At 53.3% G+C, this 21,075-nt stretch carries 23 protein-coding genes; 8 read left to right on the forward strand and 15 right to left on the reverse strand.

Features of this window, described 5'->3' with window-relative positions; genetic code table 11:
• Nucleotides 1–263 precede the first annotated feature (263 nt).
• A complete protein-coding gene (gene ahpC / locus M2433_RS06535; protein WP_032638815.1) occupies nt 264–827 on the forward strand; it encodes an alkyl hydroperoxide reductase subunit C in 564 nt (187 codons plus the stop codon).
• 187 nt (nt 828–1,014) lie between these two features.
• Complete coding sequence (ahpF, locus tag M2433_RS06540) at nt 1,015–2,580, forward strand: alkyl hydroperoxide reductase subunit F (RefSeq protein WP_059310808.1); 1,566 nt, start codon at nt 1,015–1,017, stop codon at nt 2,578–2,580.
• A gap of 60 nt (nt 2,581–2,640) precedes the next feature.
• Here the strand turns inward: ahpF and uspG are convergent, their stop codons facing one another.
• Nucleotides 2,641–3,069, reverse strand: coding sequence for a universal stress protein UspG (gene uspG, locus M2433_RS06545; RefSeq protein WP_023310731.1), 429 nt, complete (start codon nt 3,067–3,069; stop codon nt 2,641–2,643).
• A gap of 180 nt (nt 3,070–3,249) precedes the next feature.
• Between uspG and M2433_RS06550 the strand changes: the two genes are divergently transcribed.
• Nucleotides 3,250–4,488, forward strand: coding sequence for a zinc-dependent alcohol dehydrogenase (locus tag M2433_RS06550; protein ID WP_429053424.1), 1,239 nt, complete (start codon nt 3,250–3,252; stop codon nt 4,486–4,488).
• A 10-nt stretch (nt 4,489–4,498) separates the two neighbouring features.
• On the opposite strand, the gene yldA is transcribed toward M2433_RS06550, so the two are convergent.
• Together yldA and rnk are read right to left on the reverse strand one after the other, a co-directional pair.
• The gene (gene yldA, locus M2433_RS06555) at nt 4,499–4,588 is read right to left on the reverse strand and encodes a small membrane protein YldA (RefSeq protein ID WP_278184542.1); all 90 of its coding nucleotides are present in this window, start codon (nt 4,586–4,588) and stop codon (nt 4,499–4,501) included.
• Nucleotides 4,589–4,725: 137 nt separating this feature from the next.
• Complete coding sequence (gene rnk, locus M2433_RS06560) at nt 4,726–5,136, reverse strand: nucleoside diphosphate kinase regulator (protein WP_429053422.1); 411 nt, start codon at nt 5,134–5,136, stop codon at nt 4,726–4,728.
• A gap of 245 nt (nt 5,137–5,381) precedes the next feature.
• Here rnk and M2433_RS06565 point away from each other — a divergent pair, with 245 nt between their 5' ends.
• Nucleotides 5,382–5,999, forward strand: a complete 618-nt coding sequence (locus M2433_RS06565) for a flavin reductase family protein (protein WP_429053421.1) — start codon at nt 5,382–5,384, stop codon at nt 5,997–5,999.
• Here M2433_RS06565 and rna read toward each other — a convergent pair.
• A complete protein-coding gene (rna, locus tag M2433_RS06570; protein ID WP_429053420.1) occupies nt 5,993–6,802 on the reverse strand; it encodes a ribonuclease I in 810 nt (269 codons plus the stop codon). The two genes, M2433_RS06565 and rna, sit on opposite strands and share 7 nt — an antisense overlap.
• Nucleotides 6,803–6,896: 94 nt before the next feature.
• Nucleotides 6,897–8,264 (reverse strand): anaerobic C4-dicarboxylate transporter DcuC, encoded by a 1,368-nt coding sequence (gene dcuC / locus M2433_RS06575; protein ID WP_429053418.1) that lies wholly within the window; start codon nt 8,262–8,264, stop codon nt 6,897–6,899.
• Nucleotides 8,265–8,657: 393 nt separating this feature from the next.
• On the opposite strand from dcuC, the gene pagP reads away from it, so the two are divergent.
• Both pagP and cspE read left to right on the forward strand, forming a co-directional pair.
• Complete coding sequence (gene pagP / locus M2433_RS06580; RefSeq protein WP_429053417.1) at nt 8,658–9,275, forward strand: lipid IV(A) palmitoyltransferase PagP; 618 nt, start codon at nt 8,658–8,660, stop codon at nt 9,273–9,275.
• A 190-nt stretch (nt 9,276–9,465) separates the two neighbouring features.
• The gene (gene cspE / locus M2433_RS06585) at nt 9,466–9,675 is read left to right on the forward strand and encodes a transcription antiterminator/RNA stability regulator CspE (protein WP_002439184.1); all 210 of its coding nucleotides are present in this window, start codon (nt 9,466–9,468) and stop codon (nt 9,673–9,675) included.
• Between the two features lie 219 nt (nt 9,676–9,894).
• Here cspE and crcB read toward each other — a convergent pair whose 3' ends face one another.
• Nucleotides 9,895–10,278, reverse strand: a complete 384-nt coding sequence (crcB, locus tag M2433_RS06590; RefSeq protein WP_429053416.1) for a fluoride efflux transporter CrcB — start codon at nt 10,276–10,278, stop codon at nt 9,895–9,897.
• 66 nt (nt 10,279–10,344) lie between these two features.
• Between crcB and M2433_RS06595 the strand changes: the two genes are divergently transcribed.
• Together M2433_RS06595 and tatE are read left to right on the forward strand one after the other, a co-directional pair.
• Nucleotides 10,345–11,133, forward strand: coding sequence for a deaminated glutathione amidase (locus M2433_RS06595; RefSeq protein ID WP_429053414.1), 789 nt, complete (start codon nt 10,345–10,347; stop codon nt 11,131–11,133).
• Nucleotides 11,134–11,258: 125 nt separating this feature from the next.
• Nucleotides 11,259–11,462 carry a twin-arginine translocase subunit TatE gene (gene tatE / locus M2433_RS06600; RefSeq protein WP_045402135.1) on the forward strand — a complete coding sequence of 68 codons (204 nt, stop codon included), beginning with the start codon at nt 11,259–11,261 and terminating at the stop codon, nt 11,460–11,462.
• A gap of 81 nt (nt 11,463–11,543) precedes the next feature.
• Here tatE and lipA read toward each other — a convergent pair whose 3' ends face one another.
• From lipA to rlmH, 9 genes are all read right to left on the reverse strand, one after another.
• On the reverse strand, nt 11,544–12,509 hold the full coding sequence (gene lipA / locus M2433_RS06605; protein WP_047347107.1) for a lipoyl synthase: 966 nt from the start codon (nt 12,507–12,509) through the stop codon (nt 11,544–11,546).
• A gap of 207 nt (nt 12,510–12,716) precedes the next feature.
• Nucleotides 12,717–13,670 carry a YbeF family transcriptional regulator gene (locus M2433_RS06610; RefSeq protein WP_429053413.1) on the reverse strand — a complete coding sequence of 318 codons (954 nt, stop codon included), beginning with the start codon at nt 13,668–13,670 and terminating at the stop codon, nt 12,717–12,719.
• Between the two features lie 291 nt (nt 13,671–13,961).
• Nucleotides 13,962–14,603 carry a lipoyl(octanoyl) transferase LipB gene (lipB, locus tag M2433_RS06615; RefSeq protein ID WP_429053411.1) on the reverse strand — a complete coding sequence of 214 codons (642 nt, stop codon included), beginning with the start codon at nt 14,601–14,603 and terminating at the stop codon, nt 13,962–13,964.
• A 95-nt stretch (nt 14,604–14,698) separates the two neighbouring features.
• A complete protein-coding gene (gene ybeD / locus M2433_RS06620) occupies nt 14,699–14,962 on the reverse strand; it encodes a DUF493 family protein YbeD (RefSeq protein WP_006177135.1) in 264 nt (87 codons plus the stop codon).
• Between the two features lie 105 nt (nt 14,963–15,067).
• The gene (gene dacA / locus M2433_RS06625) at nt 15,068–16,279 is read right to left on the reverse strand and encodes a D-alanyl-D-alanine carboxypeptidase DacA (protein WP_014069323.1); all 1,212 of its coding nucleotides are present in this window, start codon (nt 16,277–16,279) and stop codon (nt 15,068–15,070) included.
• Nucleotides 16,280–16,418: 139 nt separating this feature from the next.
• Entirely contained in the window at nt 16,419–17,543 is a 1,125-nt protein-coding gene (gene rlpA, locus M2433_RS06630; protein WP_264438056.1) for an endolytic peptidoglycan transglycosylase RlpA, read from the reverse strand.
• Nucleotides 17,544–17,559: 16 nt separating this feature from the next.
• On the reverse strand, nt 17,560–18,672 hold the full coding sequence (mrdB, locus tag M2433_RS06635) for a peptidoglycan glycosyltransferase MrdB (protein WP_008501037.1): 1,113 nt from the start codon (nt 18,670–18,672) through the stop codon (nt 17,560–17,562).
• Nucleotides 18,673–18,674: 2 nt separating this feature from the next.
• Nucleotides 18,675–20,576 (reverse strand): peptidoglycan DD-transpeptidase MrdA, encoded by a 1,902-nt coding sequence (gene mrdA, locus M2433_RS06640; protein ID WP_059310819.1) that lies wholly within the window; start codon nt 20,574–20,576, stop codon nt 18,675–18,677.
• A gap of 28 nt (nt 20,577–20,604) precedes the next feature.
• Nucleotides 20,605–21,072, reverse strand: a complete 468-nt coding sequence (rlmH, locus tag M2433_RS06645) for a 23S rRNA (pseudouridine(1915)-N(3))-methyltransferase RlmH (RefSeq protein WP_003858701.1) — start codon at nt 21,070–21,072, stop codon at nt 20,605–20,607.
• Nucleotides 21,073–21,075: the final 3 nt, after the last annotated feature.

Genomic DNA, 21,075 nt, shown 5'->3' on the forward strand with positions numbered 1-21,075 from the left:
TTACGACCTTGATATAAAGGTAAGTAGAGCGCAACGCAACGCTGGTAGTACTACCGGCACTGAAAGTTCCTGTGGAAAGTTCAGGTATCAGGGCCGCCCACCAGGGCGGCCTTTTTACTTTCGGGCTTTTGTTTATTCAGTTCACCACGTTGTCTTGTTCAGGTTGTAAGGTTTGGCTGATTGATTTGATAAAGCATACGCATTAGCCCCGATGAGCAAAGTTGGTTACCTTACATCTCAACGAAAACACGGAGGAAGTACAGATGTCTTTGATTAATACCAAAATTAAACCTTTCAAAAACCAGGCGTTCAAAAACGGTGAGTTCATTGAAGTCACTGAGAAAGATACCGAAGGCCGCTGGAGCGTGTTCTTCTTCTATCCTGCTGACTTCACCTTCGTTTGCCCGACTGAACTGGGTGACGTGGCAGACCACTACGACGAACTGCAGAAGCTGGGCGTAGACGTTTACTCTGTGTCTACCGATACCCACTTCACCCACAAAGCATGGCACGGCAGCTCTGAAACCATCGCGAAAATCAAATACGCGATGATCGGTGACCCGACTGGCGCCCTGACCCGTAACTTCGACAACATGCGTGAAGATGAAGGCCTGGCAGACCGCGCGACCTTCGTTGTTGACCCGCAGGGCATTATCCAGGCTATCGAAGTTACCGCTGAAGGTATCGGCCGTGACGCATCTGACCTGCTGCGTAAAGTGAAAGCCGCTCAGTACGTAGCGTCTCACCCAGGCGAAGTGTGCCCGGCGAAATGGAAAGAAGGCGAAGCGACGCTGGCTCCTTCTCTGGACCTGGTCGGCAAGATCTAAGTCTGTAAAGCCTGGCGGCGCTGCGCTTGCACAGGCCTACAGTATCGTAGGCCGGGTAAACGAAGTGCCACCCGGCAATCAATGGGCGCACCCGCGCCCATTTCATTCCAGCACCATGATGCAAGTTGCATTCAGGCCGCCCGTATAAGGCAGCTTGCATGATGACGTTTTAAGAGAGGGAAGAACAATGCTCGACACAAACATGAAAACCCAGCTCAAGGCCTACCTTGAGAAACTGACCAAACCCGTTGAGTTGATTGCCACGCTGGACGACAGCGCGAAATCGGCAGAGATCAAGGAACTGCTGGCGGAGATCGCTGAACTGTCACCGAAAGTGACGTTCAAGGAAGATAACGCGCTGGCCGTTCGTAAGCCTTCTTTCCTGATTACTAACCCAGGCTCTGACCAGGGGCCGCGCTTTGCCGGTTCTCCACTGGGGCATGAATTTACCTCGCTGGTGCTGGCGCTGCTGTGGACCGGCGGCCATCCGTCGAAAGAGGCCCAGGCGCTGCTGGAGCAGATCCGCGATATCGACGGCGATTTCGAGTTTGAAACCTATTATTCACTCTCCTGCCACAACTGCCCGGACGTAGTGCAGGCGCTGAACCTGATGTCGGTTCTGAACCCGCGCATCAAGCACACGGCGATTGACGGTGGTACCTTCCAGAATGAAATCACCGATCGCAACGTGATGGGCGTTCCGGCTGTTTACATGAACGGCAAAGAGTTCGGCCAGGGCCGTATGACCCTGACGGAAATCGTGGCCAAAGTGGACACCGGCGCTGAAAAACGTGCCGCAGAAGAGCTGAACAAGCGTGATGCGTATGATGTCCTGATTGTCGGTTCCGGCCCTGCGGGTGCGGCGGCAGCGGTTTACTCCGCGCGTAAAGGAATTCGCACCGGCCTGATGGGCGAACGCTTTGGCGGTCAGGTGCTCGATACCGTGGATATCGAAAACTACATCTCTGTACCGAAAACCGAAGGCCAGAAGCTGGCCGGCGCGCTGAAGGCGCACGTCAGCGATTACGACGTGGACGTGATCGACAGCCAGAGCGCCAGCAGGCTGGTACCGGCAGCGGTCGAGGGTGGTTTACACCAGATTGAAACCGCCTCTGGCGCGGTGCTGAAAGCACGCAGCATTATCATTGCCACCGGCGCGAAATGGCGCAACATGAACGTCCCGGGTGAAGATCAGTATCGCACCAAAGGCGTGACCTACTGCCCGCACTGCGACGGCCCGCTATTCAAAGGCAAGCGCGTGGCGGTGATCGGCGGCGGTAACTCCGGCGTGGAAGCGGCAATCGACCTGGCGGGTATTGTTGAACACGTTACCCTGCTGGAATTTGCCCCGGAGATGAAAGCGGACCAGGTTCTGCAGGATAAAGTACGCAGCCTGAAAAACGTCGACATCGTACTGAACGCGCAGACCACGGAAGTGAAGGGCGACGGCAGCAAAGTGACGGGTCTGGAATACCGCGACCGCGTGAGCGGCGATGTTCACAGCGTTCAGCTTTCGGGGATCTTCGTGCAGATCGGCCTCCTGCCAAACACCACCTGGCTGGAAGGGGCGATTGAGCGCAACCGCATGGGCGAGATCATCATCGATGCGAAATGTGAGACCAGCGTGAAGGGCGTGTTTGCCGCCGGCGACTGTACCACCGTGCCGTACAAACAGATCATCATTGCCACCGGCGAAGGTGCGAAGGCGTCTCTGAGTTCGTTTGACTATCTGATTCGCACCAAAACCGCATAATAAAAGAAAGTAAGACTACACCTGCAAGAGCGAGAGGCCACCGAAAGGTGGCCTCTTTTTTTATCTTACGACCATCACCGGTATGTGGGTGTGGCGGATCACGCTGGAGGCGTTAGATCCCAGCAGATGCGTGGTAATGGAAGGGTTGCGCGAACCGATGACCACCACGTCTGCTTTCAGCTCGTTCGCCAGTTCATTTACCGCATCGCGTACGCTGCCAAACCTGACGTGCGTTTTAATGCGCGAAGGGTCGATGCTGAAATGACTGACCATGGTTTGCAGGCGCGTTTCCGCTTCGTGCTGCAAATGCTCCTCGAAGCGACGCACGTCGGCGGCAAAGCGGTGAAGGCTCAGGCTGGCGGAACCCGGCAGCACGTGCAATAGATGGATGACGCCGTCCTGTTGCGCCAGGAACTCCGCATGGCGTACGGCCTTGTCGCTCAGCTCCATCTCAAAAACATCAACCGGCATTATGATTCTCTGATACATACCCGTTTCTCCTTGTTTATAAACGCTGAACTTATTCAACCACAAAATACAAATGGTTTCTGTAAGCGCCCCGGCAGTTTTCTTATCTCGCCAGGATAAATCTCAAAAGACCCATATTCCCGGGGAGAGCTTCAGGGGTAGCTACCCTTATACACTTACCTGGAACCTTTCGGAGGTCGCATGAAAGCACTTACGTATCACGGTCCGCACCATGTTCGCGTCGAGAATGTCCCCGACCCCATCATTGAACAGCCCGACGATATCATTCTGCGCGTTACGGCCACCGCTATCTGCGGCTCCGATTTGCATCTCTATCGCGGAAAAATCCCGAAGGTGCAGCACGGTGACATTTTTGGCCATGAATTTATGGGAGAAATCGTTGAGTGCGGTGCCGGGGTGAAGAATTTGCAAAAAGGCGATCGGGTGGTGATCCCCTTTGTCATCGCCTGCGGGGACTGTTTTTTTTGCCGCCTGCAGCAGTACGCGGCCTGCGAGAACACCAACGCCGGACAGGGCGCGGCGCTGAATAAAAAGCAAATCCCCGCGCCGGCCGCGCTGTTTGGCTATAGCCATCTCTACGGAGGCGTGCCGGGGGGGCAGGCGGAATACGTTCGCGTGCCAAAAGGTAACGTTGGACCGTTTAAGGTCCCGCAGCTTTTTTCTGATGATAAGGCGCTTTTCCTGTCCGACATTTTGCCTACGGCATGGCAGGCGGCAAAAAATGCGCAGATTCAAAAAGGCTCAAGCGTAGCCGTGTTTGGCGCCGGGCCGGTGGGGCTACTGACCATTGCCTGCGCGCGGCTGTTAGGAGCTGAGCAAATCTTTGTTATCGATCACCACCCGTACCGGCTGCAATTTGCCGAGGCGCGTTACGGGGCGATCCCCATCAACTTTGATGATGACGATGATGCAGCGGAAAAAATCATCGGGCAGACCGCTGGCCAGCGCGGCGTTGATGCCGTGATCGATGCGGTAGGGTTCGAAGCGAAAGGCAGCACCACGGAAACGATCCTCAGCAATCTGAAAATTGAAGGCAGCAGCGGCAAAGCGTTGCGTCAGTGCATTGCGGCCGTTCGGCGCGGCGGGGTGGTCAGCGTACCTGGCGTATACGCCGGGTTTATTCATGGCTTCCTGTTTGGCGATGCGTTTGATAAGGGGCTGACGTTTAAGATGGGCCAGACGCACGTCCACGCCTGGCTGGGTGAGCTGCTGCCGCTTATCGAAAAAGGGCTGCTTACGCCGGAAGAGATCGTGACCCACTATCTCCCCCTTGCGGATGCGGAACGTGCCTATAAGATTTTTGAAAAACGGGAGGAGGAGTGCCGGAAGGTCATTCTGGTTCCTGGCGCAGAAACGCCTGAGGCCGCAGAGCAAAAAGTGAAAGGCCTGGTCAATGCTTTTCCGGGGGGCGTTGCGTGAGAATGCCCGCTTACCAGTGGCGTTCCAGGTAGAGTACGGCCGTGACGATAATCGCCACAAAAATCAGAAAAATGAGTGTGATAGCCAGTATTTCACTCATGACCGTCCCCGCGGCACCAAAACAGATTAAGCGTGGATTAAGGCCTTTTCGCGCGATATAGGAAAATGGGGTGAATTTGCGGAAAGAGGATGCGGCTGCATCCTCTGTGCAAAGCGGGGGCGCTTGTTCAGAAGAGGTTAACGCAGGTAATCGCCCGCGGCTTCTGGCTGGTAAAGCAACGCCAGCACTTCCAGATGGGTAGAGGTGCCGCCCGGCAATTCCCAGTGGATGGTATCGCCCGTGCGCAGCCCCAGCAGTGCGGCACCCACGGGAGCAAGAACGGAAAGCTGTTCGCTGCTGTCCGTCATCTGTGCCGGATAAACCAGCGTGCGGGTCAGCTCTTCACCGGTGGTCAGGTTGCGGAATTTTACCTGGCTGTTCATGGTGACCACGTCATGCGGCATTGACTCAGGGGTGCACATCTGCGCCCGGTCAAGCTCCTCATTCAGGGCGTCGGCCACCGGAAGTGAAGCAAACTCTGCTTTTTCCAGCAGCCTGTCGATACGTTCTGCGTCGAGCTCATTGATGATAATTGTAGGTCTGGACATTTTTACTCCATGTCGTTAATGCTGCGTGTCACGCAGAAACCAATCCAAAAGAAAACCCTCGCCGTCTGGCAGCGAGGGTTTAACTCTCCCGATGATACTGGCTGAGCGCGCAAGTTTGAAGTGATGAAGGTCACATTCATGGTCCATATGAATTTTCACTGAAATTTATTCAGTCTGTATTCCAGGCGGATTGCGTTACGCTGAACGTCCTGAACCCGGGCGTTGCCCACCAACGAGAGAGAACTATGTATTTCTACCAACCGTCTCAGGGACACGGCCTGCCGCATGACCCGCTGAACGCCATTATTGGTCCACGCCCGATCGGCTGGATCTCCTCATGCGATAGTGCCGGTCAGTTGAATCTCGCACCGTATAGCTTCTTTAACTGCTTTAACTATCGCCCGCCGATCATCGGTTTTTCCAGTAACGGCTGGAAGGACAGCGTGCGTAATATCACCGAGACAAAAGAGTTTGTCTGGAACCTGGCGACGCGCGACCTCGCCCAGGCCATGAATCAAACCTCTGCAATGCTTCCCCACGATCGGGATGAATTTAGCTTTGCCGGGTTAACGCCAGCGGCCAGCCAGCTGGTTAATGCGCCCCGTGTCGCAGAAAGCCCGGTGAACTTTGAGTGCCGCCTGTCGCAGTGCATTCAGCTTACCGGAGCCGACGGCACGCCGGTGGATACGTGGCTGGTGTTGGGGGAAGTGGTCGGTATTCATATTGCCGAAACGCTGCTGGAAGAGGGGATATACCAGACGGCGAAAGCGCAGCCCATCCTGCGTGCGGGTGGGCCGACGGCTTACTATGGCATCAGTGATGAAAACCGGTTTGATATGGTACGACCGGGGGCGGATCAGTAACCGGCTTTATCAATTATGAATTGTTTTCCGCAGTTACCCGGATGTGGCTGCGGTGCAAACGACGTCGCTGAAAGTGGGTTATTAATGGTGTCTGCCTTCAGCGAAATTTGCATCTCGGTCAGATACGCCGGATTGCCGTTGCAGGTTAACTTGAACGCTTTGACGTTCTCTTTGCCCCAGGTTTTGGCAACGGCATTGTCAAAGTCGCTACGACTGACGGTTTTTCCGTAGTTATTGGCGAGGAATTTACCCACCGCACTGGTTTTAACTTCCTGATTCATCCGCACCATCGTGCCGAAATAGGCGTCGGGATCAAAACCAAAGCAGACGCCATGTTTGGCATATTCGTAACGTTCCAGGCAGGAATTCCCCCCCGCGCCTGGCATCACCTCGTTGAGCTTTGCGGCGCCGGAGAGCGACAGTCCGGTTTCGGCGGCGGCACATTTGCGGCTGGCCTTCACTTCCGGCATGTTCGGGATGGGACGCGTGGCACAGCCAAAGCGCATCCACCGACGTTCATCCACGCCGCGCGAGGCAATAGATTTCGGCAGACCTGGCCATAATCCGTGCACGGTCAGAAAATCGGCTTTGTTTTCGGCCTCTTTTTGCAGGCGACACTCGTCAGGTTCATTGCGGTTGCGCTCGACCATGCTCTGACAAAAACCGGTTTGCCATGACAGCGCCAGAACATAGCGATCGAAATCGCCATACTGCGTTGCCTTGAGCGGTTCGGCCTGGGCGGAGAAGACACTGAGTGCAAGCGCCATCGCGCCAGATGGGATAACGATATCCTTCCTGAACATATGATTTCCTGATCGAATGAACACGATTAATTTCTGGAGGTTATTAAAGCACAAAAAGCGCCCGCAGGCGCTTTTTGGATATCAGTAATTTAGCTTAGGCTGCGCCAGGAACCAGCACTTCCGTGGCGATAATCACGATAATCAGCCCAACAAGAACAGGCACTGAGGTGCGTTTTACCACTTCGAATGGCGATATTTTCGCCATCCCGGCAACGGCGACGACTACACCCGATACCGGCGAAATGGTTCGACCCAGGTTTGAGGCCTGCAGCATGGGAATGGAGAGATACGCCGGGTTAATACCGGAGGAGTGGGCCAGTTTTGGGATCATCTCCACGAATGCGTAGAATGGCGCATTACCGGAACCGGTGGTCATGGCCGCCAGCATAGTGAGCACCACCAGAACCAGCATCAGGATAATACTGGCCGAGCCGAACGAGGTGGCAATGGAGATAAGGCTCTGGATAAAGCCAATCGTGCTCAGACCCTGAGCGAAGACGCCAGCTGCCACCAGCAGCATAACCACGCCCGCGAAGGCATCCGCCATCCCGCGATACGCCACTTCCAGACCCGTGAACACTTTTTGCGTGTTAAAGCCGCGCACAAATTCCAGCACGGCGGCCAGCAGCATACAGATGACCAGAATGGTAATGATGTGCAGCTGCGGACCCCATTTGCCGTCAAAAATCAGCACCCCGATAATCGGCGTGAACGGCAGGATGGCGTAGAAGGCGGGAGCGGTTGTGGTGATTTCACTCACGTCCATCATTTCATGGCTGATGTTTTCTTTCTTATCGAGATAGCGCTGCCAGAAGAAATGCGCGATGCCCATCCCGACAATAGCAACAATCGAGATCGGCAGCGTGGTTTTAAAGGCGAAGTCGATGAGTGACATCTCCGCAGCCTTGGCTGCCAGCACAACGTCGCCTGAGGTCGGGGAGAGAATAATGGCTGCCGGAGATGCGCAAATTGCCGCTGCCGCACCACGGCTGATACCGACGTTCACCATGACCGGGAACAGCGTGGCCATGAGCAGCACGCCAAGTCCGGTTGCGGACGACACGGCCAGCGACATCAGGCAGGCGAGGAAATAGGCAGCGACCATCAGCAGATACGGCGAGTTGATGTACTGCAGGGGTTTTGAGGCAAGCTTAACCACCATGTCGTTGGCGCCGATATGGGTCATGTAGGCCGCAAAACCGCACAGCATCATGATCATCATACCCAGGTCGCCACCGCGGCTCATGAGCAATATTTTAATGTATTCAACAATATCAGTGGCGGTATAACCGGTGCTGGCTGCGCTGGCAGGTAATACCTGATGCCCCATTATTGCGCTAATAATCAGCAGTGTTAACCCGCCAACAAATAATACGCCCGTGGCCGAGTAGCCTTTAATGATGTAGCGTGCGACACCGACAATGACGACGACTCCAATAAGGAGTTCGATTAACGTAAGCATGATTTCCCCTGTATCTTTGCTGCACTGGAGCACAAAAAATCAATAAAAAAAGAAGGATGAAATGTGCCCAATAAATGGGCTGTTCTTGCTGATTAAAATCAATAAACAGACGACTAGAGAACAGAACAATCGTGTTTTTGCCATGGCCCAGACATTTATGTCATGAGAGCCTTGACCAGCAGAAATAGCGCAACATGTCTTTACAATGATAACAGATTGTTAATGCTTTGTGTAATTTGGCATGTTACTGATAAAGAAGGTTAAAGCGGCAAAAGGCACACCTTGTATGCGCGTATTCAGACTTACTGCCCGGATTTATTAAGAATATTCCAGAAAAGAGAGCGAATAATTAGGAATAACGCCGATGTCGTTAAGCTTTGATTCAACTACTTTATGGTAAACTTTGCCTCGAATACTAAGAATGGTAATTGCATTGTGATCGTACGTAATACATTTTTCTCTATTTTGTTGTTTATTTTTGGGCAGTTAACGTTTTCTTCTGTTGCACAGGCAGGTGACGACGCGACGGATAAAGGCTGGTTCTCAACCTTTACTGATCATGTTTCTCAAACCTGGACGGCTCCTGAACATTATGACCTCTATGTTCCGGCGATAACGTGGCATGCGCGTTTTGCTTATGACAAAGAGAAAACAGATAAATACAACGAGCGTCCCTGGGGGGCGGGTTTTGGCCAGTCGCGCTGGGATGAAAAGGGAAACTGGCATGGCATCTATCTGATGGCCTTTAAAGACTCGTTTAATAAATGGGAACCGATTGGGGGTTATGGCTGGGAGAAAACCTGGCGACCATTAGCGGACGAGAACTTCCACGTCGGTTTGGGCTATACCGCCGGGGTCACTGCACGTGACAACTGGAACTACATTCCGATTCCGGTGCTGCTGCCGCTGGCCTCTATTGGCTACGGCCCTGCAACGTTCCAGATGACCTATATCCCGGGTACCTATAACAACGGTAACGTTTACTTCGCCTGGATGCGTTTTCAGTTTTAACTGAAAAAACTTTACATGGTGGTGAAAAAACGCGCAGTCGTTGATTCATAAACGATAAAAATCTGTCAGTGAAAATTAACGCGACTTTAGTCACTTTTTATCAAAGATCCGCTGGACAAAAGGTTCCACAATTGATGTACTGGTAACCGACACAGCATTTGTGTCGTTTTTTAATGTAAAGGTAATTTTGATGTCTAAGATTAAAGGTAACGTTAAGTGGTTTAATGAGTCCAAAGGATTCGGTTTCATTACTCCTGAAGATGGCAGCAAAGACGTGTTCGTACACTTCTCTGCAATCCAGTCTAATGGTTTCAAAACTCTGGCTGAAGGTCAGCGTGTAGAGTTCGAAATCACTAACGGTGCCAAAGGCCCTTCTGCTGCTAACGTAATCGCTCTGTAATTCAGACGCGTCAGCAAGAATTTCAAAACCCGCTCACTGAGCGGGTTTTTTTCGTTTTGAATCAGCCAAGCAGATACATTTTCAGGAAGCTGGCAACGATCAGCACGCTCAACAACACCATTCCTGCGCTCATCAGACTCTGTTTCATTCTGTCACCCTCGTTCAGTACTGCATTCAGAGTGACAGAGAAAAATTAAGCCAACATTAACGTCCCGTCCGTTAATGTGTACTTGCCGTAGAAAACAGCCAGAATGCGATCCCCGTCATCGCAAAGGAACCGAGCATGTTAATCGCGATATTCGCCAGCGCCCAGCCGATACGGCCTTCCTGAAAGAGAAATACCACTTCGGCAGAGAACGTGGAGAAGGTGGTTAACCCGCCGCAGAAACCTGTTGTAATCAAGACCTTCCACATGGGGTCGATGTGCGTCATTCGGTTAAACCAGGCCAGGCCCATGCCAATGATAAAGGCACCAATCAGGTTTGCAGCAAGCGTTCCCATTGGAATCGCCTGATGCAGGGGATTAAACCGCATACTTAGAAACCATCGCGCAACGCTACCCGTTCCCCCACCAATAAAAACGGCTAAAAGTAGTTGTAACACGCTTAATACCTGCTATTTGATTGTTAGAGTAGCGAGTTTAACGCCGATTATGATGAGGGGACAAATATGTATGTAGCGGTAGGGCAATTTGCGGTCACGCCTGACTGGCATGAGAACGCAAGCCAATGCGTCAACCTGATGATGCAGGCCCGGCAGAAGGGCGCGTCGCTGTTAGTTCTCCCCGAAGCGCTGCTGGCAAGGGATGATAATGACCCGGATCTGTCGGTGAAGTCGGCACAGCCTCTGGACGGCGGGTTTTTACAGCAATTACTGGCCGAGAGCGTCGGCAACGAGATGACAACTATTTTTACGGTGCATGTTCCCTCTACGCCGGGTCGTGCGGTGAATACGCTCGTGGCGATTCGTGGCGGGGCAATTGTTGCACGTTACGCCAAGCTGCATCTCTATGACGCCTTCAGCATTCAGGAGTCGCGGCGCGTTGACCCCGGAGACCATATTCCACCGCTGCTGGAGATTGACGGGTTGAAGGTTGGGTTGATGACCTGCTACGACCTGCGTTTTCCGGAGCTGGCGCTTCATCTGGCGCTACAGGGCGCGGACGTGCTGGTATTGCCTGCCGCGTGGGTCAAAGGACCGTCAAAAGAGCACCACTGGTCAACGCTGATCGCGGCGCGCGCGCTGGATACAACCTGTTATGTCGTTGCCGCAGGAGAGTGTGGTACTAAAAACATTGGGCAAAGCAGGGTGGTTGATCCGCTGGGAGTGACGATCGCCGCCGCCGCTGAAGTCCCGGTTTTGCTGATAGCGGAGATAAACTTAGACAGAATTGCGCTTGCCCGTCAGCAATTACCCGTTCTTCGCAATCGTCGATTTGCGCCACCGCAATTATTGTGATGTTTTTTTCAACAATGCTTGATTCACCTTGTTACAGATTGCTATTGTGTGCACGCGCTAAATGACCGTTAATACAATCAGGTTTTGGCGCTGAATGCAGCCTGTTTTAAGTAAAGAAGGTATCTATGGGTGAGATTAGTATTACCAAACTGCTGGTGGTTGCCGCACTGGTCGTCCTGCTGTTTGGTACCAAGAAGTTACGTACGCTGGGTGGTGACCTGGGCGCGGCCATTAAAGGCTTCAAGAAAGCGATGAACGACGATGATGCGGCTGCGAAGAAAAGCGCCGAGGATGCCGTCCCGGCAGATAAGCTTTCCCACAAAGAGTGACGGCAATGCCTGAGGGCTTGCGAAAAAAAACCGGCTCATGAGGCCGGTTTTTTTGTATTAGTGTAAGCGAATATTACAGCATTATTTAACTTCTTCGCCTTTTGCCTGCATATCGGCATGGTATGAGGAGCGAACAAATGGGCCGCATGCTGCGTGGGTAAAGCCCATCGCCAGCGCTTCGGCTTTCATTTCATCAAACTCGTCCGGACTCACGTAGCGCTGTACCGGCAGGTGGTGGCGGCTTGGCTGCAGATACTGTCCCAGGGTCAGCATGGTTACACCGTGGCGGCGAAGATCGCGCATTACCTCGATGATTTCTTCATTGGTTTCACCCAGACCCACCATCAGACCTGACTTGGTCGGGATATGCGGATGCGCTTCTTTGAAACGCTCCAGCAGCTTCAGAGACCAGTTATAATCTGCACCCGGACGCACCTGGCGATAAATACGCGGCACGTTCTCCAGGTTGTGGTTAAACACATCTGGTGGCGTCGCGGTCAGGATGTCCAGCGCACGGTCCATACGGCCGCGGAAGTCTGGAACCAGCGTCTCAATTTTAATGTTCGGGCTTTTCTCGCGAATGGCCGTAATGCAATCAGCGAAGTGCTGAGCACCACCATCACGCAGATCGTCACGGTCAACGGACGTAATAACCACGTAACGCAGCGCCATGTCAGCGATGGTTTGCGCCAGTTTTTGGGGTTCGTTAGCATCGGGTGCAACTGGACGGCCATGAGCTACATCGCAGAACGGGCAGCGACGGGTACAGATAGCACCCAGAATCATAAACGTCGCGGTACCGTGGTTGAAACATTCAGCAAGGTTCGGGCAAGAGGCTTCTTCACAGACGGAGTGGAGGCCGTTTTTGCGCATCGCCGCTTTGATCCCCTGGATACGCGAAGAGTCTGCCGGAAGTTTGATTTTCATCCATTCCGGTTTTCTTAACAGCGCCTCGCGCTCTGTAGCCACGTTTTTAACCGGGATAAGGGCCATTTTATCGGCATCGCGGTATTTAACACCGCGTTCCATCACAATGGGTTTACTCATAGCGTGCGTGTTCCAGTTGCGAATATCGAAGGAAAGCGTTTCAATTCAAGGGAATGTTGTATTTATCAACTATTTTTGAACGAACGACAGGCAGTATATCATTGAAACGGTCGTTAAAGCAGCCTGCCACGTCGCCAATTTGTAAAATAGTTGTTGTTTTGTGCCTTTTGCCCTGCATAGCGCAGGGGCTTGTGCTGGCATAACCTGTCAGAAGGCCTGACGGATAATGCGGATGACGTTTTCCAGTACCGGATCGCGTAAACTCAGTTTGTTGTAATGCAGTGAAATCTCGACAGATTCCGCATTCAGTTGCCCTAGCGGGATGCTTTCCAGCGGCCAGCATTTCCGCAGCAGGCTAAACAGGCGTGCCGGCATGATGCACAGCATGTCGCTGCTGCCGATCAGGGATGCAGTGGTGAACATATTGTAACTACTGAAGCTGATCTGACGCTCAGGGAAAATTTCATCGATACGCTGGCGCAGAGCATGATTAGACTGCCCCTCAGTGATGAAAGAAGAGTGGTCGTAGTTGCGCAGGTTTTCGAGGGTCAACGGCTCGCTGAGCGCGGGATGCTGCTGGCGGCACACCAGAACCAGGTTATCCGCATAGAGCACATTTTGCCCCAGCGCTCTGGCACTGAAGCTACCGCTTTCAATAATCAGGTCCGTCTGGAACTGGGCAAGCTGAATATCAGGTTCATTGAGCGGCACATTGCGAAGCAGAAGCTGTGGCGCATGCTCTTTCACGGCCTGGAAGATTGCAGGCATCACCAGTACACCCACAGAAGGCGAACAGCCGATGGTGATGGTTCTCTGCTTATCGTAGCTTCCGGTTAAATCCAGAGCGCCCAGAATCGACTCCAGCCCCTGGCTGATGAACTCATGGAGGTGCGTGGCGTAAGCCGTCGGCGTTACACCCTGGCCCTTACGGATAAATAACGGGTCGGGGAATATAGCGCGTAGCTTTTGAATTGACTGGCTTATTGCTGATGGCGTGAGATTAAGAATTTTCGCAGCGTTAACGATACCCTTATGGACATATACTGCCTCAAAAATAGTCAGTAAATTGAGATCAATATTACGTAAAGTCCGAAAAATTTGCGGCTTGTCTTCGCCACCAGAGTCATTCAGGCGTTTGGCTGGTAAATTATTATACTCCACGCTTTCACTCCGTATACATTCACAATATGAATGATAGTTGAATTTATTTATTATGCTTGTAGAGATTCGTAAAGTGTTGGTTTTGTTTCACTTGTTTATCGAAAACAAACAGTTGTGTGATTATCACTCACGTTACTTAGGCCGTGTTTGCCGCGTTTGCGTAAGGCTAAATAATATGTAACGGTAATATTCGGGCGCTTCGAAAATATAGAATCTGGGGTTTATTGTAAAGCGCAAAAGCGGTAAATAAACAGTGGCCCGTCAAATTAGCGAGCCATGTTGTACGATATATTAAGCAGGGATATATTCGTGCGGGGGATTGTTAAGTAGTGCTAACACGTTCTTCAAAAATACGGGACGAATAGTTTCTGGCGTCGCAGTTTCAACCCACTGGCGCATGTGCGTCATTTCCATGCCGGCGTAGCCGCAGGGGTTTATGCGCAGGAAAGGCGCGAGATCCATATTAATATTCAATGCGAGGCCGTGGAAGGAGCAGCCTTTACGGATACGCAGTCCCAGAGAGCAGATCTTCATTTCCCCAACGTAGACACCCGGCGCATCGGCCCGTGGGTGCGCGTCAATACCGTATTCCGCCAGCGTGTTGACGACGGTTTGCTCCAGTAAGGTAACCAGTTCACGCACGCCAAGCTTTCTGCGCTTCAGATTCAACAGGACGTACATTACCTGCTGTCCGGGCCCGTGGTAAGTGACCTGCCCACCGCGATCGCTCTGAATAACCGGGATATCTCCCGTCATCAATAAATGTTCCGCTTTTCCCGCCTGACCCTGCGTAAATACCGGCAGGTGTTCCACCAGCCAGATCTCATCCGGGGTGCTGTCATCGCGTGAATCGGTGAAGTCATGCATAGCCTGGGAGACAGGCTCATAGGGTTGCAGCCCGAGGTGACGGACCAGAATTTTATCCTGATACAAAACTGCGTCTCCGAAGACGAGGGACAAAAGGTGTGCGGGAGTATATCACAGCGGGGAAGAGGGGTTACCCGGCAAAGCGGGTAACCGCAAAGGGACTACAGCACCATACGAACAATTTCGATATTGCCGAGCTCTTCGTACAGCGTCTCAACCTGCTCAATGTGTGTCGCAGTGATGGTAATAGAAACCGAGTGGTAGTTGCCCTTGCTGCTTGGTTTTACTGACGGAGAGTAGTCACCCGGCGCATGGCGCTGTACCACTTCAACCACCTGATCAACCAGCTCAGGTTTCGCCAGACCCATTACTTTGTAGGTAAATGAGGTAGGGAATTCAAGCAGTTCGTTAAGTTTGGTTTTCATGTCAGCTCCGGCGTAACGTCAAAAAGAATAACTCCCACGTCAGGTGGGAGTTATCAGGATACTTAGTATATGGGGATCAAAATCACACTTTCAAGTGTTCAATTTTTAACCAAACCAGTGATGGAACATCAATTTAATGTAATCAATGATTTTGCCGAAGAAATTGCCTTCAGGAATTTCTTGCAGAACAACCAGCGGACGCTGATCGATCGTCTTGCCATCCAGCTGGAAGTTAATGGTACCCACGACCTGGTTTTTCTGCAGCGGGGCATGCAGCTCGGTGCTGTTCAGGACGTAGCTGGCCTTCAGATCCTTCATACGACCGCGAGGAATGGTCAGGTACAGATCCTTATCAACGCCGAGGGAAGCACGGTCGTTGTCGCCAAACCAGACGGGTTCAGAAGCAAACTCTTTGCCTGCCTTCAGTGGATTCACGGTTTCGAAGAAACGGAAGCCCCAGGTCAGCAGTTTCTTGCTTTCGGTTTCGCGACCTTTAAAGGTACGACCGCCCATCACGGCTGAGATCAGACGCATCTGACCTTCAGTGGCAGATGCCACCAGGTTGTAGCCCGCTTTGTCGGTATGGCCAGTTTTAATGCCGTCAACGTTCAGGCTGTTATCCCACAGCAGGCCATTACGGTTTGTCTGACGAATACCGTTGAAGGTGAACTCTTTCTCTTTGTAGATAGAGTACTCATTGGGTACATCGCGGATCAGCGCCTGACCAATCAGGGCCATGTCGCGTGCGGAGCTGTACTGACCGTCTGCATCCAGGCCGTGTACGGTCTGGAAATGGCTGTTTTTCAGACCCAGCGCGGTCACGTAGCTGTTCATCAGACCCACGAAGGCATCCTGGCTACCGGCAGCGAAATCGGCCATCGCCACGCAGGCATCGTTACCTGACTGCAGGTTGATACCGCGAATCAGCTGAGAAACAGGAACCTGCATACCCGGTTTCAGGAACATCAGAGAAGAACCTTTGAAGACAGGGTTCCCGGTTGCCCACGCATCGTTACCGATGGTGACCAGATCCGACTCTTTGAATTTACCTGCCTTCATCGCCTGGCCGATAACGTAGCTGGTCATCATTTTGGTCAGGCTGGCCGGGTCACGGCGGGCATCGGCATTCTGTTCTGCCAGCACTTTGCCAGAGTTGTAATCGATCAGGATGTAGGATTCCGCGTCGATTTGCGGAACGCCAGGGATCATGGTCTTGATATTCAGGTCATCGGCGTGAGCTGCAGAAAGTGCAGCAGCGCAAAGGGCCGTGGTCAGCGCCATGCGCTGCACAAAACGAGCAGAAAAGGTGGTCTTCATGGTCAGAACTACGACATCCGTGATGGAATTAAAAAAAGTGCCTTACTATAGCAAATGCTATTCAGGCAGGCATCCGACTTTAAGCATGAGTTTGTGAATGTGTTTTACACAAACTGACATTTCGGATACCGCCGATTAATTACTTAGCAACAGCGATAAATGACTGAAGCTGAGCTTCATTCTGCAGGCGCTGCTGAAGGGTCGTTGCCTGCGATTTGCTGGCAAACGGCCCCATCTGAATACGCCACACCGCACCGTTCTGTTCAACGCGTCCTGGTACCCCGAACTGCTGGCTCAGACGCTGTTGATACTGTTGAGCCCGCGCCCGATCGCTCACTGCGCCAACCTGAACCACATAGCTGCCGCTGGCCGCTGCCGGAGCCGCCACCGCTGCACTTTGCGTAGTCGCCGGCGCCGTTACGGGAGCCGGTTGGGTCGCTGGTGCTGTAACAGGAGCTGTAACTGGAGCAGGGGCTGGTGTAGGTTCGCTGCCTTCAAGCACGCCCGAGGCTAAGGTCGTCGGTGCACCCAGAAAACCGCTGCTCTTTACCGGTGCGCCGGTTGAATCATCGCTTTGCAGGGTGTCATTACTGATCGGACGGATTTCGCCACCCGGCTGTGAAGGTGCTGCCGGAGACGAGGCGCTTCCCATTCCGCCGTCAAGATTTGGACGGTCGGGAAGGGCATAGGTCTGTTTCGCCACCGTCGTACACGCGGTGCCCGGCCCGGAGAGCGAGCCATCCTGCGCCACGATAATCGGGTCAATACGGACTTTGGTATTGTTCGAGGTGTTCAGGCGATCGGCGGACGCGCGAGACAGGGAAATCACCCGGTCATTCCCGTACGGGCCGCGGTCGTTGATGCGCACGACGATCATACGGCCGTTCGCCAGGTTGGTGATACGAGCGTAGCTTGGAATCGGCAGCGTTGGGTGTGCCGCAGTCAGCTGCATTGGGTCGAACGCTTCCCCGGAGGCCGTCAGGTTACTGCCTGGCTCGGCATCATAAATGGCGGCAAAGCCAGCCTGACTGAAACGGGAAGGATCCTGAACAATTTTGTAGCTTTTGCCGTCGCGCTCGTAATCCTGATTCGCACTGGCATTCAGCGGTTCATAAACGGGATCGGCACCGCTGATTTCAACGTTCGGGCCATTACACACCGCAGGCTGCGGCGGCGCGACGGTTGCCTGTTGCTGACCATCATCACTTGTGCAGGCCGCAAGTAAACTTGCCGCGATGCAGATCCCCAGCCACTGCTTACGCATTCCGATCCCCTTATTTTTATACGCTTTTTGACAACATTTTTCTGTGGGTATGGATCGACATTACGATACCAAACCCGGCCATCAACACGATCAGTGCCGAGCCTCCGTAGCTCACCAGCGGCAGCGGTACGCCTACCACCGGCAGAATACCACTCACCATACCAATATTTACGAAGACATAAACGAATAAAATCAGCATCAACCCGCCCGCCATGACGCGACCAAAGGTGGTTTGCGCGCGTGCTGCAATCCACAATCCCCGCATGATCAGCAGGACGTACAGTGCCAGCAATATTAAGATGCCAACCAGCCCCAGCTCTTCCGCCAGTACGGCGAAGATAAAGTCGGTGTGGCGTTCCGGTAAAAATTCCAGCTGCGACTGCGTGCCGTGCAGCCAGCCTTTACCGCGCAGACCGCCGGAGCCAATCGCAATCTTGGACTGAATAATATGATAGCCCGCGCCCAGCGGATCGGTTTCCGGATCGAGCAGCATCATGACGCGCTGGCGCTGGTAATCATGCATCAGGAAGAACCAGAGGATAGGAATGAACGCCGCGATCAGCACTACCGCGATACCAATCAGACGCCAGCTCAGTCCCGACAGGAAAAGGACAAACAGGCCGGAGAGGGCGATAAGGATTGAGGTGCCAAGGTCAGGCTGTGCCGCAACCAGCAGCGTCGGCAGGAAAATCAGCACCAGCGCGATGGCGGTATTTTTCAACGACGGCGGACAGACGTCGCGGTTGATAAAGCGAGCCACCATCAATGGAACGGCGATTTTGGCAATTTCCGAAGGCTGGAAGCGGACAATACCCAGATCCAGCCAGCGCTGCGCCCCTTTTGAAATGGCGCCAAACGCATCTACCGCAACCAGCAAAATAATACAGAAGATGTAGAGATAGGGCGCCCAGCCTTCGTAGACGCGCGGCGGGATCTGCGCCATCACCACCATGATGATCAGACCCATCGCGATCTGGCCGATTTTGCGCTCCATCATGCCGATATCCTGACCGCTGGCACTCCAGATAACCAGAGCGCTGTAAACCAGCAGAGCCAGCAGGATCAGCAGCATGGCTGGGTCGATGTGGATTTTATCCCACAGCGATTTTTTATTTGGATTATCCGTCATGATTATTGGTCCTCCGCCGCAGCGGCGGCCGGGTTTTCAGCCGGCAGTTCGGTGTTGTTATCACCCAGCATAATGTGGTCCAGGATCTGGCGCATGATGGTCCCTACCGCTGGCCCGGCACCGCCGTTCTCCAGAATCATCGCCACCGCGACCTGCGGGTTATCATAAGGGGCAAACGCCGTCATTAGCTTATGGTCACGCAGACGTTCAGCAATGCGGTGTGCGTTATAGGTTTCGTTGGCTTTCAGGCCAAACACCTGCGCGGTACCGGATTTCGCGGCCACCTTGTACGGTGCGCCGGTAAAGTACTTATGCGCGGTACCGTTCGGGCGGTTTGCCACGCCGTACATACCGTCTTTCGCGATTTCCCAGAAGCCGGAGTGAATGTCACCCACAGGCGCTTCGTGCGGCTGGTTCCAGGGCACCTTTTTGCCGTCTTCAACCGTACTTTGCAGCAGATGAGGGACTTTCACCACACCGTCATTGATGAGGATCATCATGGCTTTGTTCATCTGAAGCGGCGTTGCCGTCCAGTAGCCCTGGCCGATACCCACCGGAATGGTGTCACCCTGATACCACGGTTTTTTAAAGCGCTTCAGCTTCCATTCACGCGTTGGCATGTTGCCAGAACGTTCTTCTGAAAGGTCAATGCCGGTGTAATGTCCGTAGCCGAATTTGCTCATCCACTCTGACAGGCGGTCGATCCCCATGTCATAAGCCACCTGATAGAAGAAGGTATCCGCAGACTCCTCCAGCGATTTGGTGACGTTCAAATGGCCGTGGCCCCATTTTTTCCAGTCACGATAGCGCTTATCTGAACCTGGCAACTGCCACCAGCCCGGGTCAAACAGGCTGGTATTACGGTTGATGACGCCGGCACTCAGTGCCGAGACCGCCACGTACGGTTTAACCGTGGATGCCGGAGGATAAACCCCTTGCGTCGCGCGGTTCACCAGCGGCGTATTGGGGTCATTAAGCAGGCCGGAATAGTCTTTACTGGAGATGCCGTCAACAAAGAGGTTCGGGTCATAGCTTGGCATTGACACCATCGCCAGGATGCCACCGGTACGCGGATCGGTCACCACCACGGCTGCACGGCTGCCCGCCAGTAAGGTTTCAATATACTGCTGCAGTTTCAGATCGAGCGTCAGATAGACGTCATGTCCCGCTTGCGGCGGCACTTCTTTCAGCTGGCGAATAACGCGGCCACGGTTGTTAACTTCAACCTCTTCATAGCCGGTTTGCCCGTGCAGAACATCTTCGTAGTAGCGTTCAATCCCCAGCTTACCGATATCGTGCGTTGCCGCGTAGTTGGCCAGCTTGCCGTCTTTATCGAGGCGGTCGACGTCTTTGTCGTTAATCTTGGAAACGTAGCCAATCACATGCGTCAGCGCGGAGCCGTAAGGGTAGTAGCGACGCTTGTAACCCTTCACTTCCACGCCGGGGAAACGGTACTGATTCACCGCAAAGCGGGCCACCTGAACTTCCGTCAGATTGGTTTTAACCGGAATTGAGGTGAAGCGGTGAGAGCGAGCGCGCTCTTTTTTGAAGGCGGCGATATCGTCATCGTTAAGATCGACAACGCTCTTTAGCGCTTCCAGCGTATCCTGAACGTTATCGACTTTTTCCGGCATCATCTCTATTTGATAGATGGTGCGGTTTAACGCAAGCGGAGTGCCGTTACGATCGTAAATAATGCCGCGGCTGGGTGCGATAGGCACCAGCTTAATGCGGTTTTCGTTTGAACGCGTCTGGTAGTCGGTAAAGCGGACAATTTGCAGATTATAAAGGTTGGCGATCAGCACGCCGGTAAGCAGCAAAATCCCCGTAAAGGCGACCAGCGCCCGGCGCACAAACAGCGCGGACTCAGCCGTATAGTCGCGAAAAGAATTCTGTAGTTTCATCCGCTGCTTAATCTACCCTGGTCAGTCATTACTCGCGGTGATAGGGGTGGTTGGTAGTAATGCTCCACGCGCGATACAGGCTTTCCGCTACCAGAACCCGAACGAGCGGGTGGGGAAGCGTCAGCGCGGAGAGAGACCAACTTTGTTCTGCTGCCGCTTTACAGGCAGGGGATAACCCTTCAGGCCCGCCAATCAACAGACTGACGTCACGGCCATCCTGCTTCCAGCGCTCAAGTTCGTGCGCCAGCTGCGGCGTATCCCAGGGCTTCCCTGGAATATCGAGGGTAACGATGCGGTTTTTGCCTGCGGCAGCCAGCATCAGTTCACCCTCTTTATCGAGAATACGTTTGATATCAGCGTTCTTGCCGCGCTTTCCGGCGGGAATTTCCACCAGTTCGAACGGCATGTCTTTTGGAAAACGACGCAGATATTCAGTAAAACCGGTTTGTACCCAGTCCGGCATTTTGGTGCCGACGGCGACCAGCTGCAACTTCACGCA

The sequence above is a fragment of the Enterobacter sp. AC1 genome (assembly GCF_050434705.1).
GTDB classification, from domain to species: domain Bacteria; phylum Pseudomonadota; class Gammaproteobacteria; order Enterobacterales; family Enterobacteriaceae; genus Enterobacter; species Enterobacter cloacae_L.

What these genes read in the sequence shown, in the direction of transcription:
- ahpC (WP_032638815.1), top strand. Translation starts at nt 264, where the DNA reads ATGTCTTTGATTAATACCAAAATTAAACCTTTCAAAAACCAGGCGTTC.
- ahpF (WP_059310808.1), top strand. Translation starts at nt 1,015, where the DNA reads ATGCTCGACACAAACATGAAAACCCAGCTCAAGGCCTACCTTGAGAAA.
- uspG (WP_023310731.1), bottom strand. Translation starts at nt 3,069, where the DNA reads ATGTATCAGAGAATCATAATGCCGGTTGATGTTTTTGAGATGGAGCTG.
- M2433_RS06550 (WP_429053424.1), top strand. Translation starts at nt 3,250, where the DNA reads ATGAAAGCACTTACGTATCACGGTCCGCACCATGTTCGCGTCGAGAAT.
- yldA (WP_278184542.1), bottom strand. Translation starts at nt 4,588, where the DNA reads ATGAGTGAAATACTGGCTATCACACTCATTTTTCTGATTTTTGTGGCG.
- rnk (WP_429053422.1), bottom strand. Translation starts at nt 5,136, where the DNA reads ATGTCCAGACCTACAATTATCATCAATGAGCTCGACGCAGAACGTATC.
- M2433_RS06565 (WP_429053421.1), top strand. Translation starts at nt 5,382, where the DNA reads ATGTATTTCTACCAACCGTCTCAGGGACACGGCCTGCCGCATGACCCG.
- rna (WP_429053420.1), bottom strand. Translation starts at nt 6,802, where the DNA reads ATGTTCAGGAAGGATATCGTTATCCCATCTGGCGCGATGGCGCTTGCA.
- dcuC (WP_429053418.1), bottom strand. Translation starts at nt 8,264, where the DNA reads ATGCTTACGTTAATCGAACTCCTTATTGGAGTCGTCGTCATTGTCGGT.
- pagP (WP_429053417.1), top strand. Translation starts at nt 8,658, where the DNA reads ATGGTAAACTTTGCCTCGAATACTAAGAATGGTAATTGCATTGTGATC.
- cspE (WP_002439184.1), top strand. Translation starts at nt 9,466, where the DNA reads ATGTCTAAGATTAAAGGTAACGTTAAGTGGTTTAATGAGTCCAAAGGA.
- M2433_RS06595 (WP_429053414.1), top strand. Translation starts at nt 10,345, where the DNA reads ATGTATGTAGCGGTAGGGCAATTTGCGGTCACGCCTGACTGGCATGAG.
- tatE (WP_045402135.1), top strand. Translation starts at nt 11,259, where the DNA reads ATGGGTGAGATTAGTATTACCAAACTGCTGGTGGTTGCCGCACTGGTC.
- lipA (WP_047347107.1), bottom strand. Translation starts at nt 12,509, where the DNA reads ATGAGTAAACCCATTGTGATGGAACGCGGTGTTAAATACCGCGATGCC.
- ybeD (WP_006177135.1), bottom strand. Translation starts at nt 14,962, where the DNA reads ATGAAAACCAAACTTAACGAACTGCTTGAATTCCCTACCTCATTTACC.
- dacA (WP_014069323.1), bottom strand. Translation starts at nt 16,279, where the DNA reads ATGAAGACCACCTTTTCTGCTCGTTTTGTGCAGCGCATGGCGCTGACC.
- rlpA (WP_264438056.1), bottom strand. Translation starts at nt 17,543, where the DNA reads ATGCGTAAGCAGTGGCTGGGGATCTGCATCGCGGCAAGTTTACTTGCG.
- mrdB (WP_008501037.1), bottom strand. Translation starts at nt 18,672, where the DNA reads ATGACGGATAATCCAAATAAAAAATCGCTGTGGGATAAAATCCACATC.
- mrdA (WP_059310819.1), bottom strand. Translation starts at nt 20,576, where the DNA reads ATGAAACTACAGAATTCTTTTCGCGACTATACGGCTGAGTCCGCGCTG.